General features: G+C 63.9%; 9 protein-coding genes, 1 tRNA gene and 3 rRNA genes. 5 read left to right on the top strand and 8 right to left on the bottom strand.

All coding sequences use genetic code 11. The annotated features are described in order from the left end of the window. Positions 1 to 48 precede the first annotated feature (48 nt). A complete protein-coding gene (locus tag EOV43_RS03960; RefSeq protein ID WP_128219784.1) occupies positions 49 to 540 on the bottom strand; it encodes an Rv3103c transmembrane domain-containing protein in 492 nt (163 codons plus the stop codon). Beyond that, positions 533 to 1,411, bottom strand: a complete 879-nt coding sequence (locus tag EOV43_RS03965; RefSeq protein WP_239022218.1) for a mechanosensitive ion channel family protein — start codon at positions 1,409 to 1,411, stop codon at positions 533 to 535. Before EOV43_RS03965 ends, EOV43_RS03960 begins: the two co-directional genes overlap by 8 nt. A gap of 72 nt (positions 1,412 to 1,483) precedes the next feature. Between EOV43_RS03965 and EOV43_RS03970 the strand changes: the two genes are divergently transcribed. Both EOV43_RS03970 and EOV43_RS03975 read left to right on the top strand, forming a co-directional pair. Beyond that, positions 1,484 to 2,479 carry a glycoside hydrolase family 6 protein gene (locus EOV43_RS03970; protein ID WP_128219786.1) on the top strand — a complete coding sequence of 332 codons (996 nt, stop codon included), beginning with the start codon at positions 1,484 to 1,486 and terminating at the stop codon, positions 2,477 to 2,479. 81 nt (positions 2,480 to 2,560) lie between these two features. Next, positions 2,561 to 3,610: a YihY/virulence factor BrkB family protein gene (locus tag EOV43_RS03975; RefSeq protein WP_206611389.1), complete on the top strand. Its 1,050-nt coding sequence runs from the start codon at positions 2,561 to 2,563 to the stop codon at positions 3,608 to 3,610. Here the strand turns inward: EOV43_RS03975 and EOV43_RS03980 are convergent. Beyond that, complete coding sequence (locus tag EOV43_RS03980; RefSeq protein ID WP_128219787.1) at positions 3,592 to 4,176, bottom strand: hypothetical protein; 585 nt, start codon at positions 4,174 to 4,176, stop codon at positions 3,592 to 3,594. The genes EOV43_RS03975 and EOV43_RS03980 overlap by 19 nt on opposite strands. Positions 4,177 to 4,754: 578 nt before the next feature. Here EOV43_RS03980 and EOV43_RS03985 point away from each other — a divergent pair. The 3 genes from EOV43_RS03985 to rrf all read left to right on the top strand — a co-directional run bounded on the left by EOV43_RS03985 (position 4,755) and on the right by rrf (position 10,048). After that, positions 4,755 to 6,271, top strand: a 16S ribosomal RNA gene (locus EOV43_RS03985). A 395-nt stretch (positions 6,272 to 6,666) separates the two neighbouring features. After that, positions 6,667 to 9,769: ribosomal RNA gene (locus tag EOV43_RS03990) — 23S ribosomal RNA — on the top strand. 162 nt (positions 9,770 to 9,931) lie between these two features. After that, positions 9,932 to 10,048 (top strand): 5S ribosomal RNA (rrf, locus tag EOV43_RS03995). Together the 16S, 23S and 5S rRNA genes form the textbook arrangement of a ribosomal RNA operon. A gap of 626 nt (positions 10,049 to 10,674) precedes the next feature. Here rrf and EOV43_RS04000 read toward each other — a convergent pair. From EOV43_RS04000 to EOV43_RS04020, 5 genes are all read right to left on the bottom strand, one after another. Further along, positions 10,675 to 10,749: transfer RNA gene (locus EOV43_RS04000), tRNA-Thr, on the bottom strand. 260 nt (positions 10,750 to 11,009) lie between these two features. Further along, the gene (locus tag EOV43_RS04005; protein ID WP_128219788.1) at positions 11,010 to 11,897 is read right to left on the bottom strand and encodes an aldehyde dehydrogenase family protein; all 888 of its coding nucleotides are present in this window, start codon (positions 11,895 to 11,897) and stop codon (positions 11,010 to 11,012) included. Further along, positions 11,894 to 13,360, bottom strand: coding sequence for an aldehyde dehydrogenase family protein (locus EOV43_RS04010; protein ID WP_206611390.1), 1,467 nt, complete (start codon positions 13,358 to 13,360; stop codon positions 11,894 to 11,896). Before EOV43_RS04010 ends, EOV43_RS04005 begins: the two co-directional genes overlap by 4 nt. A 10-nt stretch (positions 13,361 to 13,370) precedes the next feature. Continuing rightward, positions 13,371 to 14,390 carry a deoxyribose-phosphate aldolase gene (deoC, locus tag EOV43_RS04015; protein WP_128219789.1) on the bottom strand — a complete coding sequence of 340 codons (1,020 nt, stop codon included), beginning with the start codon at positions 14,388 to 14,390 and terminating at the stop codon, positions 13,371 to 13,373. A gap of 134 nt (positions 14,391 to 14,524) precedes the next feature. Further along, positions 14,525 to 16,189 (bottom strand): phospho-sugar mutase, encoded by a 1,665-nt coding sequence (locus EOV43_RS04020; protein WP_128219790.1) that lies wholly within the window; start codon positions 16,187 to 16,189, stop codon positions 14,525 to 14,527. Between the last annotated feature and the right edge of the window lie 85 nt (positions 16,190 to 16,274).

The following is a 16,274-nucleotide window of genomic DNA, read 5'->3' on the forward strand; positions in this document are numbered from 1 at the left end:
GACCGGAGCACGCCCCGCTGAGATCGCCTCTCGCTGGCCCTCGTCGACCTAAGGGGACGTGTCGGGGTCAGAAGGCTCGTCGGTGTCGCTGGTCGGCTCGGGTTCGGTCGGCGCGCTGGGCGTGGGTGATGCCGACGGGGACGGCTCGTCGGTCTCGTCCGGGGTCGCGCTGGAGCTGGGTTCTCGCGACGGCGTCGGCCGCGGCGTCGCGCTCGGGACGGGACGCTGCGTCGAGGTCGGTGAACTGCTCGGAGACGACGTGGGCTCGGGGGATTCGACGTCCTCCGAGGGTTCGGGTTCCTGGCTGGGACGTGGGGCGGAGGTGGGTTCGGTGGTCCGGGTGGGTCGGGGACCCTCGTCCACCTGCTGCGCAGCGGGGGCCGGGGGACGCACGTTGAGGTAGGTCACCAGGGCCACGACGAAGACGACGGCCAGCACGACCGTCGAGATCCTGGGGAAGCGGGCCGGCCACGACGGTCGGGAGCCAGGGGACGGGACGTCGCCGGGGGAGGTGCGGGCCACGTCGTCACGTTCAGTCATCGCGTCCTGCCGTTCCCTCGTCGTTGACCTGGGCAGCGGTCCCGATGCCTTCGGCGAGGAACTCGCGCGCGATCAGCTCGCGCACCGCGCGACCCACCACGAACTGCTTGCCGGGCTGGGTGCGGGCCACGACGCGGACCTGGAACTGGTCCACCTCCATCGACTCCACGCCCATGACGGTGGGGACGTCGAGCAGCAACGGACGCAGTTCCTCGTCGTCGTAGGCGGCCCTGCCGACGGCGCGCAGGACGTCGCTGACGTGGGTGACGTCGACGGTGGAGGGCACCGGCACGTCGATCACGGTGCGTGCCCAACCGCGCGACAGGTTGGTCATCTGCACGATCTGCCCGTTCGGTGTGATGACCACTTCGCCGGCGGGCGTGCGGACGGTGGTGGTGCGCAGGCTGACCTCGTCGACGGTGCCGAGGACGGGCTGGCTGACGCCGAGCACTGCGATCCGGATGAGGTCGCCGTAGCCGTACTGACGTTCGGCAAAGATGAAGAAGCCCGCGAGCAGGTCCTGCACGATCCGCTGGGCGCCGAAGCCGATCGCGACACCGGCGACGGTGGCGGCCGGGACGATCGCGGTCAGTGAGAAGCCAAGGGTCTGGATCAGGGTGATGCCTGCGAGGACGTAGACGACCACCACCAGCACCCAGGTGAGCAGCTGGATCAGGGCGTGCTGACGTTTGGCGTCCTCGGAACGGACGAGGTTCTCGGTCTCGGCGTCCTCGGGGTCGACGCGTTCGATCCACCGGGCGCCGTACCACGCGACGAAGCGGGCCAGCAGAACCGCACCGGTCACGAGCAGCACGATCTCCAGGCCCGTTCCCCGGGCCCAGTACGAGATGTCGTCGAGGGCAGTTGACACGCTTGCCACCGTACTCGTCGCTCCTGAGCCAGAACACCGACCGTGACGGACGACGCGGGGCACACTTGGCCCGTGTCCCCCCACCCCGCGCTCTCTTGGATCCTCGTGACGGCGCTGGGCGTCGTCATCGGCCTGCTCGGCCCCGTGGCGCCTGCTCGTGCCGGTGTTCCCGAGGCGTCGCCGAGGATGGTCGCTGCGGCCACGAAATCGGGCAAGGACGTCCGCCTCACGCGTCCCTTCCACGTCGATCCGTCGTCCCAGGCGGCGCGGTCAGCCGGCCGGGACCGGCGCCTGAACCGGTTGGCCGCGACCCCGCAGGCACGGTGGTTCACCGATCGCACGGCTCCGGTGAACCAGACAACGGCCCTGACCCGGTCCTACGTGCTGGCGGCGAAGCGATCCCGCCGGACGCCGGTGCTCACGCTCTACGCGATCCCGGGACGTGACTGCGGGTTGTGGTCGGCCGGTGGCTACGAGTCGACCACCTACAAGCGGTGGATCCGCGCGGTTGCGAAGGGGCTCAAGGGGACCCGCCCGATGGTGGTCCTCGAGCCCGACGCGGTTGCTTCCTTGGGGGACTGCGCCGGTCAGGGGGACCGTGCCGCACTGCTGCGCTACGCCGCCAAGAAGCTGACCGCGGCAGGGGCCTGGGTCTACCTCGACGCGGGGCACTCCGGTTGGCACACTCCGGCCGAGGCGGCTCGGCGACTGAAACTGGCCGGTGTGAAGCACGCCCGGGGATTCGTCACCAACGTCTCCAACCACCGCGCCACCGCCAGCGAGCGTGCCTTCGGGCGTGCGGTCCGTGCACAACTGAAGAAGCGTGGGATTCCGGGGAAGCGTTTCGTCATCGACACCTCACGCAACGGTGTCGGTCCCGACGCGGCCAACACCTGGTGCAACAACACCTCGGCCAAGGTCGGTCCCCGTCCCCGGGTGATCAACGGCCGCAAGGGGCTCGACGCCTATCTGTGGATCAAGCGCCCCGGCGAGTCCGACGGCTGGTGCAACGGAGGTCCGGAGGCGGGCCAGTGGTGGGAGTGGGCCGCGCTCAACCTGATGCGTTGACGGGATTGGGTCGAAGCAGCCGTTGTCCGATCGTCACGATGACCCACCCCACGCGGACGACCGGGCGGTTACCCTGCGGGGGTGGGTGCGGTCACGACGATCGACGAGTTTCAGCGTCGACACACGGTCATCGGGTTTCCGATCGGCGTCGTCTACAAGTACTTCGACGACCAAGGCCCTTACCTGGCCGCGATCCTCACCTACTACGCGTTCGTCGCGATCTTCCCGTTGATGCTGTTGGGGACGTCGATCCTCGGGCTCGTCCTGGAGGGCAAGCCGCAGTGGCAGGAGGCGATCCTCGACTCGGCCCTCTCCCAGTTCCCGATCATCGGTGACCAGCTGGGCCGACCCGAGGGCCTGCAGGGCTCCTTCACCGGCGTGGTCGTCGGTTCACTGGTCGCGTTGTACGGAAGCCTCGGGCTGGGGCAGGCGATGCAGAACACCCAGCACGTGGCGTGGTCGGTGCCGCGCAACAGTCGGCCCAACCCGATCAAGGCACGCATCAAGACGCTCGGCCTGTTGCTCACGGCCGGGGTGACGTTGCTGGTGGTCTCGGTGGTCTCCACCGTGGTCACCACGACCGACCTGGTCTCCCATCTCCTGCCGGGCGCGGTGAAGCACCTGCTGACTCTGCTCACCGTCGTCATCGTCGGTGTCTTCCTGACGGCGCTGTTCCGGCTCGCGGCAACCGGGCAGCACTCGTTCCGTCGGGCGGCGCCCGGAGGCTTCGCCCTGGCCGTGATGTGGCAGCTCCTCCAACTGGGTGGAGCCGAGTACGTCCAGCACGTGCTGGTGGAGCGCAGCTCGATGACGAAGACCTTCGGCCTGGTGCTGGGGCTGGTCGGTTTCATCTTCATCGGTGCGGTGATGGCGGTACTGGCGAGCGAGATCAACGTGGTCCTGGCCCGGCGCCTGTGGCCGCGCGCCCTGCTGACGCCGTTCACCGACAACGTGCGTCTGACCGACGCGGACCGCCGTGCCTACGTCTCCTACGCCCGGATGCAGCGGCACAAGGGGTTCGAGATGGTGCACGTCCAGTGGAGCGACGACCACCACCCCGACGTCCACCACCCCGACGTCCACCACCCCCAAGTCCACCAGGTCGACGAGGGTCAGAGACAGACCCCGTAGTCGCTGCGGACGGACACCGATCCACGCGGAGCCGCACGCCAGGAGCCGGTGGCGGCAGGGGTGGCGCTGAACCAGTGCCGGTACCCGCCGACGGAGGCCAGCTTCGGATCGCGTGCGGTGCGCATCCGCAGGGAGACGGTCCTGGCGCTGGTCCCTGCCCAGCACACCTTCGCTCTGCGGGCCTTGGCGGCGCGTGCGGGCGTGACCTTGGTGCCGGTCGCGACGCCTTGGTACTTCACCGCGACGAGGGGGAGTCCGTACACCTTCCCCTGAGGACGCGGGTGCACGACGGTGAAGGCCAGACCCTTCGTGCGGCCGGTCGGGACCCGCAGCACGGCGCGACCGCCCTTGACGTCACCGCTGTAGAACGACGGCTGTCCTTCCAGACGTGGGGTCCACGAGGCGACGACGCGGCATCCCGAGCAGCCGGTCGACGTGATGGTGATGGTGGTGATCGAAGCCCGGGACTGGCCGACGACGGCATGCGCTGCCGGGACGACGCCGAGCGTGAGGGCGACTGCTGCCAGGGCAGCGGCGAGGACAGGACGGTGTGGGCGAGTGCGCACGAGGAAGCCTCCAGGCACAGGGACGCACCCCGATGTGCGCCCGTGAACGGCCAGAGTAGGCCTGTGGCCGGGTGTGGGGGAGGGGCGGACGGGTTCCACGTCGGCGCAGCGAGCAGGCCTGACCTGCGGTTTTGTGGTGCGTTTGCCTGTGGATGCGCCTCGATTTGGCTGGTTCCGAGGTCGTGGTGCTAAGGTTTCACCTGTCGCCGCAAGGGACACGGACGCAGCCCAGAAGGGTTGCTTGACCGGGTCTTGTTGCCAGGCGGCCACTTGATCAAAGAGAAACTTAGGTTTCTCCGAAATCGCCTGAGTCGCTCGGTTTGACTGAGAGATTCACACCGACTAAGTTTAGTCGGGTTGCTCCAGAACGAAGTAGCCGCTCGAAAGAGTGGGTGCGGGATCTGGATGTGCTTGATCCTTGAGAACTCAACAGTGTGTCATAGTCGACGAATTAGTTTGATATGCCCCGTCGACTGGTCTTCTTCGGAAGAACAGTTAACGGATTTCTTTTGACAATAAATTCTGACAACAACATTGTCGGGGTTTGTTCTGTCGGGAATTGGCTTTTCTTTGAAATTTCAATGGAGAGTTTGATCCTGGCTCAGGACGAACGCTGGCGGCGTGCTTAACACATGCAAGTCGAGCGGTAAGGCCCTTCGGGGTACACGAGCGGCGAACGGGTGAGTAACACGTGAGTAATCTGCCCTTCACTTCGGGATAAGCACCGGAAACGGTGTCTAATACCGAATATGAACTGCCTCTGCATGGAGGTGGTTGGAAAGTTCCGGCGGTGAAGGATGTGCTCGCGGCCTATCAGCTTGTTGGTGAGGTAATGGCTCACCAAGGCTTCGACGGGTAGCCGGCCTGAGAGGGTGATCGGCCACACTGGGACTGAGACACGGCCCAGACTCCTACGGGAGGCAGCAGTGGGGAATATTGGACAATGGGCGAAAGCCTGATCCAGCAACGCCGCGTGAGGGATGACTGCCTTCGGGTTGTAAACCTCTTTCAGTAGGGACGAAGCGAAAGTGACGGTACCTACAGAAGAAGCACCGGCCAACTACGTGCCAGCAGCCGCGGTAATACGTAGGGTGCGAGCGTTGTCCGGAATTATTGGGCGTAAAGGGCTCGTAGGCGGTTTGTCACGTCGGGAGTGAAAACCAGGTGCTTAACACCTGGCCTGCTTCCGATACGGGCAGACTAGAGGTATGCAGGGGAGAACGGAATTCCTGGTGTAGCGGTGAAATGCGCAGATATCAGGAGGAACACCGGTGGCGAAGGCGGTTCTCTGGGCATTACCTGACGCTGAGGAGCGAAAGTGTGGGGAGCGAACAGGATTAGATACCCTGGTAGTCCACACCGTAAACGTTGGGCGCTAGGTGTGGGGTCTATTCCATGGATTCCGTGCCGCAGCTAACGCATTAAGCGCCCCGCCTGGGGAGTACGGCCGCAAGGCTAAAACTCAAAGGAATTGACGGGGGCCCGCACAAGCGGCGGAGCATGCGGATTAATTCGATGCAACGCGAAGAACCTTACCTGGGTTTGACATATGCCGGAAACACCTAGAGATAGGTGCCCCTTTTTGGTCGGTATACAGGTGGTGCATGGCTGTCGTCAGCTCGTGTCGTGAGATGTTGGGTTAAGTCCCGCAACGAGCGCAACCCTCGTTCTATGTTGCCAGCACGTAATGGTGGGGACTCATAGGAGACTGCCGGGGTCAACTCGGAGGAAGGTGGGGATGACGTCAAGTCATCATGCCCCTTATGTCCAGGGCTTCACGCATGCTACAATGGCCGGTACAAAGGGCTGCGATCCCGTGAGGGGGAGCGAATCCCAAAAAGCCGGTCTCAGTTCGGATTGGGGTCTGCAACTCGACCCCATGAAGTCGGAGTCGCTAGTAATCGCAGATCAGCAACGCTGCGGTGAATACGTTCCCGGGCCTTGTACACACCGCCCGTCACGTCACGAAAGTCGGCAACACCCGAAGCCGGTGGCCCAACCCTTGTGGAGGGAGCCGTCGAAGGTGGGGCTGGCGATTGGGACGAAGTCGTAACAAGGTAGCCGTACCGGAAGGTGCGGCTGGATCACCTCCTTTCTAAGGAGCACACACCCCGACAACCAACGAATGTTTGGTTGCGCATGGTGGTGTCTCACTAGTGGAATCGTCGATGAATGACTTGAACCTGGCTGGCAGCTTGTTCTTAGTACTGCTCTTTGAGCGTGGAAAGTGGATGTGTTGTTGGTAGGGGGAGGGTCGAGACACACTGTTGGGTCCTGAGGGATCAGGCCACACCCTGTGGGGTGTGACTGGTTTGCTCTGGCCTCTTTCGCTGAAGGACAACTGCTTGCGGTTGGCTGGATGGGTTGGTGGGTTTGTTGTTTGAGATCTGAATAGTGGACGCGAGCATCACATACTCAATTTATTGAGTGTGTATGTGCAATAAGCAGAATTGTATGGTCTTTGTAGTTCGAGTTGTTTTGACGATGTTGGAACAAGCTACTAAGGGCACATGGTGGATGCCTTGGCACCAAGAGCCGATGAAGGACGTAGTAACCTGCGATAAGCCCCGGGGAGTTGGTAAACGAACTGTGATCCGGGGGTGTCCGAATGGGGAAACCCAGCTGGAGTCATGTCCAGTTACCCTCACCTGAACACATAGGGTGAGTGGAGGGAACGAGGGGAAGTGAAACATCTCAGTACCCTCAGGAAGAGAAAACAAAAGTGATTCCGAGAGTAGTGGCGAGCGAAATCGGATGAGGCCAAACCGCATCTGTGTGATACCCGGCAGGGGTTGCAGGTGTGGGGTTGTGGGGCCACTCGATCAGTACTGCCGTGCTGGTACAGAGTAAGAAAATGTTGATGAAGCCGAAGCAGGTTGGAAAGCCTGGCCGTAGAGGGTGATAGCCCCGTACGTGTAAGTCAGCATCTCTGGAGTGTCACCCCAAGTAACACGGAACCCCTGAAATTCCGTGTGAATCTGGCGGGACCACCCGTTAAGCCTAAATACTCCTTGGTGACCGATAGCGGACAAGTACCGTGAGGGAAAGGTGAAAAGTACCCCTGGCGGGGAGTGAAATAGTACCTGAAACCATGTGCCTACAATCCGTCGGAGCCTGTTAAAGGGTGACGGCGTGCCTTTTGAAGAATGAGCCTGCGAGTTAGCGGTGTGTAGCAAGGTTAACCCGTGTGGGGTAGCCGTAGCGAAAGCGAGTCCGAATAGGGCGATTGAGTTGCACGCTCTAGACCCGAAGCGAAGTGATCTATCCATGGGCAGGTTGAAGCGCGGGTAAGACCGCGTGGAGGACCGAACCCACTTAGGTTGAAAACTGAGGGGATGACCTGTGGATAGGGGTGAAAGGCCAATCAAACTTCGTGATAGCTGGTTCTCCCCGAAATGCATTTAGGTGCAGCGTCGTGTGTTTCTTGCCGGAGGTAGAGCACTGGATAGCCGATGGGCCCTAGCGGGTTACTGACGTTAACCAAACTCCGAATGCCGGTAAGTGAGAGCGCGGCAGTGAGACTGCGGGGGATAAGCTCCGTAGTCGAGAGGGAAACAGCCCAGACCATCAGCTAAGGCCCCTAAGCGGTGACTAAGTGGAAAAGGATGTGGAGTCGCATTGACAACCAGGAGGTTGGCTTGGAAGCAGCCACCCTTGAAAGAGTGCGTAATAGCTCACTGGTCAAGTGATTCCGCGCCGACAATGTAGCGGGGCTCAAGTCATCCGCCGAAGCTATGGCATTCAGATATTAAGCTAGGCCTTCGTGGTCCAGGCGTCTGGATGGGTAGGGGAGCGTCGTGTGGGCAGTGAAGCAGCGGAGTGATCCAGTTGTGGAGGCCACACGAGTGAGAATGCAGGCATGAGTAGCGAATGAAATGCGAGAAACATTTCCGCCGAATGATCAAGGGTTCCAGGGTCAAGCTAATCTGCCCTGGGTAAGTCGGGACCTAAGGCGAGGCCGACAGGCGTAGTCGATGGACAACGGGTTGATATTCCCGTACCGGCGAAGTATCGCCCATGATGAGGCTGTTGATGCTAACCGTCCGAAGCACCGTGACCAAAGCCCTTCGGGGTGGAGGCGTGTGTGTGGAGCACGGGACCCGATTCAGTAGTAGTCAAGCGATGGGGTGACGCAGGAAGGTAGTCCAACCGCGGCGATGGTAGTCCGCGGCCAAGGGTGTAGGGCGTGTGGTAGGCAAATCCGCCACACATAGGCCTGAGACCTGATGGGGAGCCGTTTGGTGAAGTGGGTGATCCTATGCTGTCGAGAAAAACCTCTAGCGAGATACGAGCCGCCCGTACCCCAAACCGACTCAGGTGATCAAGTAGAGAATACTAAGGCGATCGAGTGAACCATGGTTAAGGAACTCGGCAAAATGCCCCCGTAACTTCGGGAGAAGGGGGGCCGGATCCGTTAGCACCCGTGCGGTGTGAAGCGGTGATGGCCGCAGAGACCAGGCCCAAGCGACTGTTTACTAAAAACACAGGTCCGTGCGAAGTTGTAAGACGATGTATACGGACTGACTCCTGCCCGGTGCTGGAAGGTTAAGGGGACCGGTTAGACGCAAGTCGAAGCTGAGAACTTAAGCCCCAGTAAACGGCGGTGGTAACTATAACCATCCTAAGGTAGCGAAATTCCTTGTCGGGTAAGTTCCGACCTGCACGAATGGAGTAACGACTTGGGCGCTGTCTCAACCATGGACTCGGCGAAATTGCACTACGAGTAAAGATGCTCGTTACGCGCGGCAGGACGGAAAGACCCCGGGACCTTTACTATAGTTTGGTATTGGTGTTTGGTTCGGCTTGTGTAGGATAGGTGGGAGACTGTGAAGCATTCACGCCAGTGTTTGTGGAGTCGACGTTGAAATACCACTCTGGTCGTACTAGATGTCTAACCTAGGTCCGTAATCCGGATCAGGGACAGTGCCTGATGGGTAGTTTAACTGGGGCGGTTGCCTCCTAAAATGTAACGGAGGCGCTCAAAGGTTCCCTCAGCCTGGTTGGTAATCAGGTGGCGAGTGTAAGTGCACAAGGGAGCTTGACTGTGAGACAGACATGTCGAGCAGGGACGAAAGTCGGAACTAGTGATCCGGCGCCAGCATGTGGAAGCGGCGTCGCTCAACGGATAAAAGGTACCCCGGGGATAACAGGCTGATCTTCCCCAAGAGTCCATATCGACGGGATGGTTTGGCACCTCGATGTCGGCTCGTCGCATCCTGGGGCTGGAGTAGGTCCCAAGGGTTGGGCTGTTCGCCCATTAAAGCGGCACGCGAGCTGGGTTTAGAACGTCGTGAGACAGTTCGGTCCCTATCCGCCGCGCGCGTTGGAAACTTGAGAAAGGCTGCCCCTAGTACGAGAGGACCGGGGTGGACGAACCTCTGGTGTGCCAGTTGTTCCGCCAGGAGCACGGCTGGTTGGCTACGTTCGGAAGTGATAACCGCTGAATGCATCTAAGCGGGAAGCATGTTTCAAGATGAGGTTTCCCACCACCTTGAGTGGTTAAGGCCCCCAGCAGAACACTGGGTTGATAGGCCGGAGGTGTACAGCAGTAATGCCTAGCCGACCGGTACTAATAGGCCGAGGGCTTGTCCCAACACCGTACAAATCAACTCGACCAACAAGAGTTATTGCCACGCGTCCACTGTTCAGTTCCCAGACAACAAGCGTTGTTTTTGGAATGCACGATACAAGTTGATATGCTTGTCTTCGTAACACAGACTACCCGCCCCTTTTTTTGTGGGTGTGGTTGAAGGGTTACGGCGGTCATAGCGAAAGGGAAACACCCGGTCCCATCCCGAACCCGGAAGTTAAGCCTTTCAGCGCCGATGGTACTGCGATCGAGAGGTCGTGGGAGAGTAGGACGCCGCCGGACAATTATTCGCCGTTGAGGCCCCCACCTTCGGGTGGGGGCCTCCGGTCATTTCACGGCTCCTGGCTGGTGCGAGCTCCAGCGACGCTGGGCCCAGGAGTCACAGAGTGCTTTGTCGACAAGACGTCTGATCGTTCGTTGGATGGCTACATCTCGTGAGGGCCCACGCGACCTTCGCGTGGAGAGCGGCCTAGGGCCTCGGAGAGCCGCGGTGGACCAGAAGTCCACTGCGTGAGCGATCGCGCCGCTCTCGGCCTGCTACGTGTCGCAGGGGGATCGTGATTCCTTCACAGTGGGCCACAGTGGGGGAGAGATGATTCCCCGAGGCGCCAGGGTGTGCGTGAGTCAGCTCGACGGCCTTGCGGTGGCAGACGGGACTCCGCGTGTTCTCAAGGGCCGGCGAACGGTTTCTGCGTCCTCAGGAGCCCTCTCGGGGGACAACCGCTGGTGCGGAGCTCCCCGAGCACTCGTAGGCCCCTGCGAAGACCGCTGAGAAGACCCCTGAGAACTCCGTGAGCCTTGCTGAGCCCGGTCTGGGTTCAGGGAAGCCGCACCGTCAGCTCGAGATGAGGAGTGGGGGCGTCGTGAAATGCGAGAAGCCCCTGACCGGAGTCAGGGGCTTCTCGTCGTGGAGCCACCTATGAGGATTGAACTCATGACCTCGTTCTTACCAAGAACGCGCTCTACCACTGAGCTAAGGCGGCACTGTGTTTCGTATGTGTTTCCTTCGTTGTCCCAGTTCGTTCTGGCCGAACCGCTCCAACAAGAAGAACATTACTAGAGACCCCCGGGGAGTACGCAAATCGGGGTGCACCTTGCGTTGTCGTGGGGTTGCGTCCGTTCCTCGCGGTTGTTCGCCTGGCCGAGGAAACACGTCTCTGACCTGCAGGAATGAGCGAAGGCCCGCCCCGAAGTTTCGGGCCGGGCCTTCCTCAGTCGCTGCATGCAGCGGCGTGGAGTGCGATCACTTGCCGATCGGGTGCCACACCGTCTTCGTCTCCAGGAACGTCGTCATACGGCTCAGGTGCGGCTCGAGGAAGAAGTCCTCCTCGACGTTGCCCGGGCGCAGGACGCGCTTGAGGTTGGCGGCAGCAGCCTGCTCGAGGTCGAACGCGGCGTCGGCGTCGGCGGCAACACCGGTGAGGTCGATGGCGTTCACGTCCATGTGCGTGGCCAGCCACGGAGCGACCGGGCGCCAGTCACCGGTGAGGATGTTGACCACGCCACCAGGAACGTCGGAGGTGGCCAGGACCTCGGCCAGGTTGACCGCGGCGACCGGACGCTCGAACGAGCTCAGGACGACGACGGTGTTGCCCGTCGCGATCACGGGAGCGATCACCGAGACCAGGCCGAGCAGCGAGGAGGCCTGCGGGGCCACGACGGCCACCACCCCCGTCGGCTCGGGGGAGGACTGGTTGAAGAACGGGCCGGCCACCGGGTTGGCGCCGCTGAGCACCTGGGTGATCTTGTCGGTCCATCCGGCGTACCAGACCAGACGGTCGATGCTCTCGTCCACGATCGCGTTGGCGCGCTTGGCGTCGACGCCCTCAGCCTGGACAACGGACTCGACGAACTGGGCGCGACGGTCCTCCAGGACCTCGGCGATGCGGTAGAGCACCTGGCCGCGGTTGTAGGCGGTCTTCGAGGACCAGCCGCCGAAGGCCTTGCGGGCCGCGGAGACGGCGTCACGGGCGTCCTTGCGGGACGCCAGAGCCACGTTGGCCACGAGGGCCCCCTTCGAGTCGAGAGCCGGGTAGACCTGACCGGACTCCGAGCGGGGGAACGCGCCACCGACATAGAGCTTGTAGGTCTTGCGCACCTGGGCGCGTGCAGACGTGTTCTGGGTGCTCACTTGAGGTATCCCTCCAGACCCTGACGGCCGCCCTCGCGACCGTAACCGGACTCCTTGTAGCCACCGAACGGCGACGTGGCGTCGAACTTGTTGAACGAGTTGGCCCACACGACACCGGCACGGAGCTGGTTGGCGGTCCACAGGGTGCGGGAGCCCTTCTCGCTCCACACGCCTGCGGAAAGACCGAACGGGGTGTTGTTGGCCTTCTGGACGGCCTCGGTGGGCGTACGGAAGGACAGCACCGACAGGACGGGTCCGAAGATCTCCTCGCGGGCGACGCGGTGCGTCTGGGAGACGTCGGTGAACAGCGTCGGGGCGAAGAAGAAGCCCTTCTCCGGCAGCACGCACGAGGACGGCGACCAACGGTTCGCACCCTCGTCCTCGCCAGCCTGGGCCAGTTCGGTGATCCGGGCCAGCTGCTCGGCGGAGTTGATCGCGCCGATGTCGGTGTTCTTGTCGAGCGGGTCGCCCACGCGCAGGGTCTCCATGCGGCGCTGGAGACGCTCGAGGAACTCGTCCTGGATCGACTCCTGGACCAGCAGACGCGAACCTGCGCAGCAGACGTGGCCCTGGTTGAAGAAGATGCCGTTGACGACGCCCTCGACGGCCTCGTCCATGGGGGCGTCCTCGTAGACGATGTTGGCGCCCTTGCCGCCCAGCTCCAGCGTCAGACGCTTGGAGGTGCCGGCGACCTGACGCGCGATCGTGCGACCCACGTCGGTGGAACCGGTGAACGCGACCTTGTTGACGTCCGGGTGCGCGACCAGCGCAGCACCCGTGGCGCCGGCACCGGTGACGATGTTGACGACACCGTTGGGGAGACCGGCCTCCTGGCAGACCTCGGCGAACAGCAGCGCGGTCAGCGGGGTGGTCTCGGCCGGCTTCAGGACGACGGTGTTGCCCGCAGCCAGAGCCGGGGCGACCTTCCAGGCCAGCATCATCAGCGGGAAGTTCCACGGGATGACCTGGGCGGCGACGCCGAGCGGCTTCGGGGCCGGGTTGCCGGGGACGGCGTAGGCGAGCTTGTCGGCCCAGCCTGCGTAGTAGAAGAAGTGCGCCGCGACGGTCGGGACGTCGAAGTCGCGGGTCTCCTTGATCGGCTTGCCGTTGTCCAGCGTCTCCAGGACGGCGAACTCCTTGGCACGCTCCTGGATGATCCGGGCGATGCGGAAGAGGTACTTCGCACGCTCGCGGCCCGACATCTTCGACCAGACCTTGTCGTAGGCCCGTCGGGCAGCCTTCACGGCGCGGTCGACGTCGGCCTCGGAGGCCTCGGCGACGTGCGCCAGGTGCTCCTCGGTGGCCGGGTTGATGGTCGCGAACGACTCACCGGTGCCGTCGACGAACTCGCCGTCGACGAAGAGGCCGTAGGACGGCTTGATGTCGACCACCGAGCGGGACTCGGGGGCCGGGGCGTACTCGAACAAAGAGGCGACGGGCGCGCTCTCGGGAACCTTCACCATGGCGTAGTCCTCAGTCGATGCTGATGTAGTCGGGACCGGTGTAGCGACCGGTGGAGAGCTTGGTGCGCTGCAGCAGCAGGTCGTTGAGCAGCGACGAGGCGCCGAAACGGAACCAGTCGGGGTTCAACCAGTCCGGGCCCGCGACCTCGTTGACCGTCACCAGGTACTTCATCGCGTCCTTGGTGGTGCGAATGCCGCCGGCCGGCTTCACGCCGACCATGTGACCGGTCTGCAGACGGAAGTCGCGCACGGCCTGGAGCATCAGCAGCGTCACCGGGAGGGTCGCAGCAGGCTGGGTCTTGCCGGTGGAGGTCTTGATGAAGTGAGCGCCGGCCATCATCGCCAGCCACGAGACGCGGCGGACGTTGTCGTAGGTCTGGAGCTCACCGGTCTCGAAGATCACCTTGAGGTGCGCCTCGGTGCCGTCGACACGACGGCAGGCCTCGCGCACGGCGACGATCTCGTCGAAGACCAGCTTGTAGTCGCCGGAGAGGAACGCGCCACGGTCGATGACCATGTCGATCTCGTCGGCGCCGGCCTCGACGGCCTGGCGGGTGTCGGCCAGCTTGACCTCGAGGGCGGCACGACCCGACGGGAAGGCGGTCGCCACGGAGGCGACCTGGACGCCGGAGTCGCCGACGGCAGCCTTCGCGGTGGCCACCATGTCGGGGTAGACGCAGACCGCGGCGGTCGAGGGGGTCGACAGGTCGGTCGGGTCGGGACGCACGGCCTTGGAGGCGAGCGAGCGGACCTTGCCGACGGTGTCGTTGCCCTCGAGCGTGGTCAGGTCGACCATGCTGATGGCGAGGTCGATGAGTCGGGCCTTGGCGTCAGCCTTGATCGAGCGGGTCGAGAGGGAGGCGGCGCGCGCCTCCAGTCCGACCTGGTCGACCCCGGGGAGGCCGTGGAGGAAGCGGCGCAGGGAGGCGTTGTCGCTGGTGATCTCCGCGAACTGGTCCGTGACGGACGCAGCGGAGGGAGCGGCAGAGCCGTGGCCTGCACTCGGCGTTGAGGCAGAAGTCGCTGTCACTTCATCAGCATAGGTCTGCGCCAAGGGGGCCGGGCAATCCGAAGTGTGAGACCGGCCCGCGTCCCTGACTGTCAAGTGTCAGAAGGTCACGGACCGGTCTCGAAGTGGGTCTGTCGAGTGTGTTCGGGGGCCTTTCAGAGCCCGGCGGCCACCTTCACGTCACCCTTGATCGCGTCCAGACGACCGGCAGCGGCGATGCGTGCAGCGTCGATCGCCTCGGGGGTCTCGTCCTCCACTGCGACGACGACTTCCAGGTAGCACTTGACCTTCGGCTCGGTGCCCGAGGGACGCACGATCACGCGGGCACCCTCGGCGAGCGAGTAGCGCAGACCGTCGGTCGGAGGGAGGTCGACGGTGCCCAGGGAGAGGTCCTCGACCTTCTCCACGGCCAGACCGCCCAGAGCAGTCGGGGGAGTGGATCGCAGACGCTCCATCGCGGCACCGATGCCGGCCAGGTCGGAGAACCGGACGCTGAGCTGGTCGGTGGCGTGCAGACCGTGCTCGCGGGCGATGTCGTCGAGGACGTCGATGAGGGTGCGTCCCGCAGCCTTGGTCTCGGCAGCGAGCTCGCAGAGCACGAGTGCAGCCGAGACGCCGTCCTTGTCGCGGACGTTGGCCGGGTCGACGCAGTAGCCCAGCGCCTCCTCGTAGCCGTAGGCCAGACCCTCGAGGCGACCGATCCACTTGAACCCGGTCAGCGTCTCGCGGTGCTCCTGGCCCTTGGCTGCGGCCAGGCGGCCCAGCAGCGAGGAGGAGACGATGGACGTGGCGTAGATGCCGGGCTTGGAGCGGCCCAGCAGGTGGTGGGCCAGCAGCGCACCCACCTCGTCGCCACGCAGCATCCGCCAGCCCTGCGGTCCGCGCACGGCTGCGGCGCACCGGTCGGCATCGGGGTCGTTGGCGATCACCAGGTCGGCGTCGACCTCCTCGGCCAGGGCCAGGGAGAGATCCATCGCGCCCGGCTCCTCGGGGTTGGGGAACGCGACCGTCGGGAATGCCGGGTCGGGAGCGAACTGAGCCTCGACCAGCGCCGGTGCCGGGAAGCCAGCGGCCTCCAGCACGCGCGTGACGGTCTCGCCCCCGACGCCGTGCATGGCGGTGTAGACGACCTTGAGGTCACGGGGGCCCTCGGGCAGTAGGTCGACGACGCAGGAGCGGTATCGCTCGATGACGTCCTCGCCGAGGACGACGCCACCGTCGCCGCGCGGGACGTCGGCCAGCGAGCCCACCGCGTCGATCTGGGCGGCGATGCCGGAGTCGGCCGGGGGAACGATCTGCGAGCCGTCACCGAGGTAGACCTTGTAGCCGTTGTCCTGGGGCGGGTTGTGGCTCGCGGTCACCATCACGCCCGCCGCGCAGCCCAGGTCGCGGATCGCGTAGGCCAGCAGGGGAGTGGGGAGCGGACGCGGCAGGACGTACGCCTTCAGGCCGGCACCGGTGACCACCTCGGCGGTGTCACGGGCGAACACGTCGGAGTTGTAGCGGGCGTCGTAGCCGATGACGACGGAGTCCTCGCTGCTTGCGCCCTGCTCCTTGAGGTAGGCCAGCAGGCCGGCGGCGGCGCGGGTGACCACGACGCGGTTCATCCGGTTGGGTCCGGCTCCGAGGGCTCCGCGCAGACCGGCGGTGCCGAACTGCAGGGTGCCGGAGAAGCGGTCCGCGAGGTCGGCCAGGGCGTCGGCGTCGCCGTTCTCGGCCTGGGCGAGGACGGCGGTCAACTCGTCGCGGGTGGCCGGGTCGGGGTCCTCGACCAGCCAGGCGCGGGCGTCGGCGATGAGGGCATCGTGCGAGGTGCTCATCGCTCCAAGGTAGCCCCGAGGGGCAGGCGTCGGAAATGGCCGGAACGGACACGAGGTCGTTCACCCCCGAGCGGGGTGAACGACC

The sequence above is a fragment of the Nocardioides yefusunii genome (assembly GCF_004014875.1).
Lineage (GTDB): Bacteria > Actinomycetota > Actinomycetes > Propionibacteriales > Nocardioidaceae > Nocardioides > Nocardioides yefusunii.

Bases quoted from the DNA above. Each gene is read 5' to 3' on its own strand.
- EOV43_RS03960 (WP_128219784.1), bottom strand. From the start codon at position 540: ATGACTGAACGTGACGACGTGGCCCGCACCTCCCCCGGCGACGTCCCG.
- EOV43_RS04010 (WP_206611390.1), bottom strand. From the start codon at position 13,360: ATGGTGAAGGTTCCCGAGAGCGCGCCCGTCGCCTCTTTGTTCGAGTAC.
- EOV43_RS04020 (WP_128219790.1), bottom strand. From the start codon at position 16,189: ATGAGCACCTCGCACGATGCCCTCATCGCCGACGCCCGCGCCTGGCTG.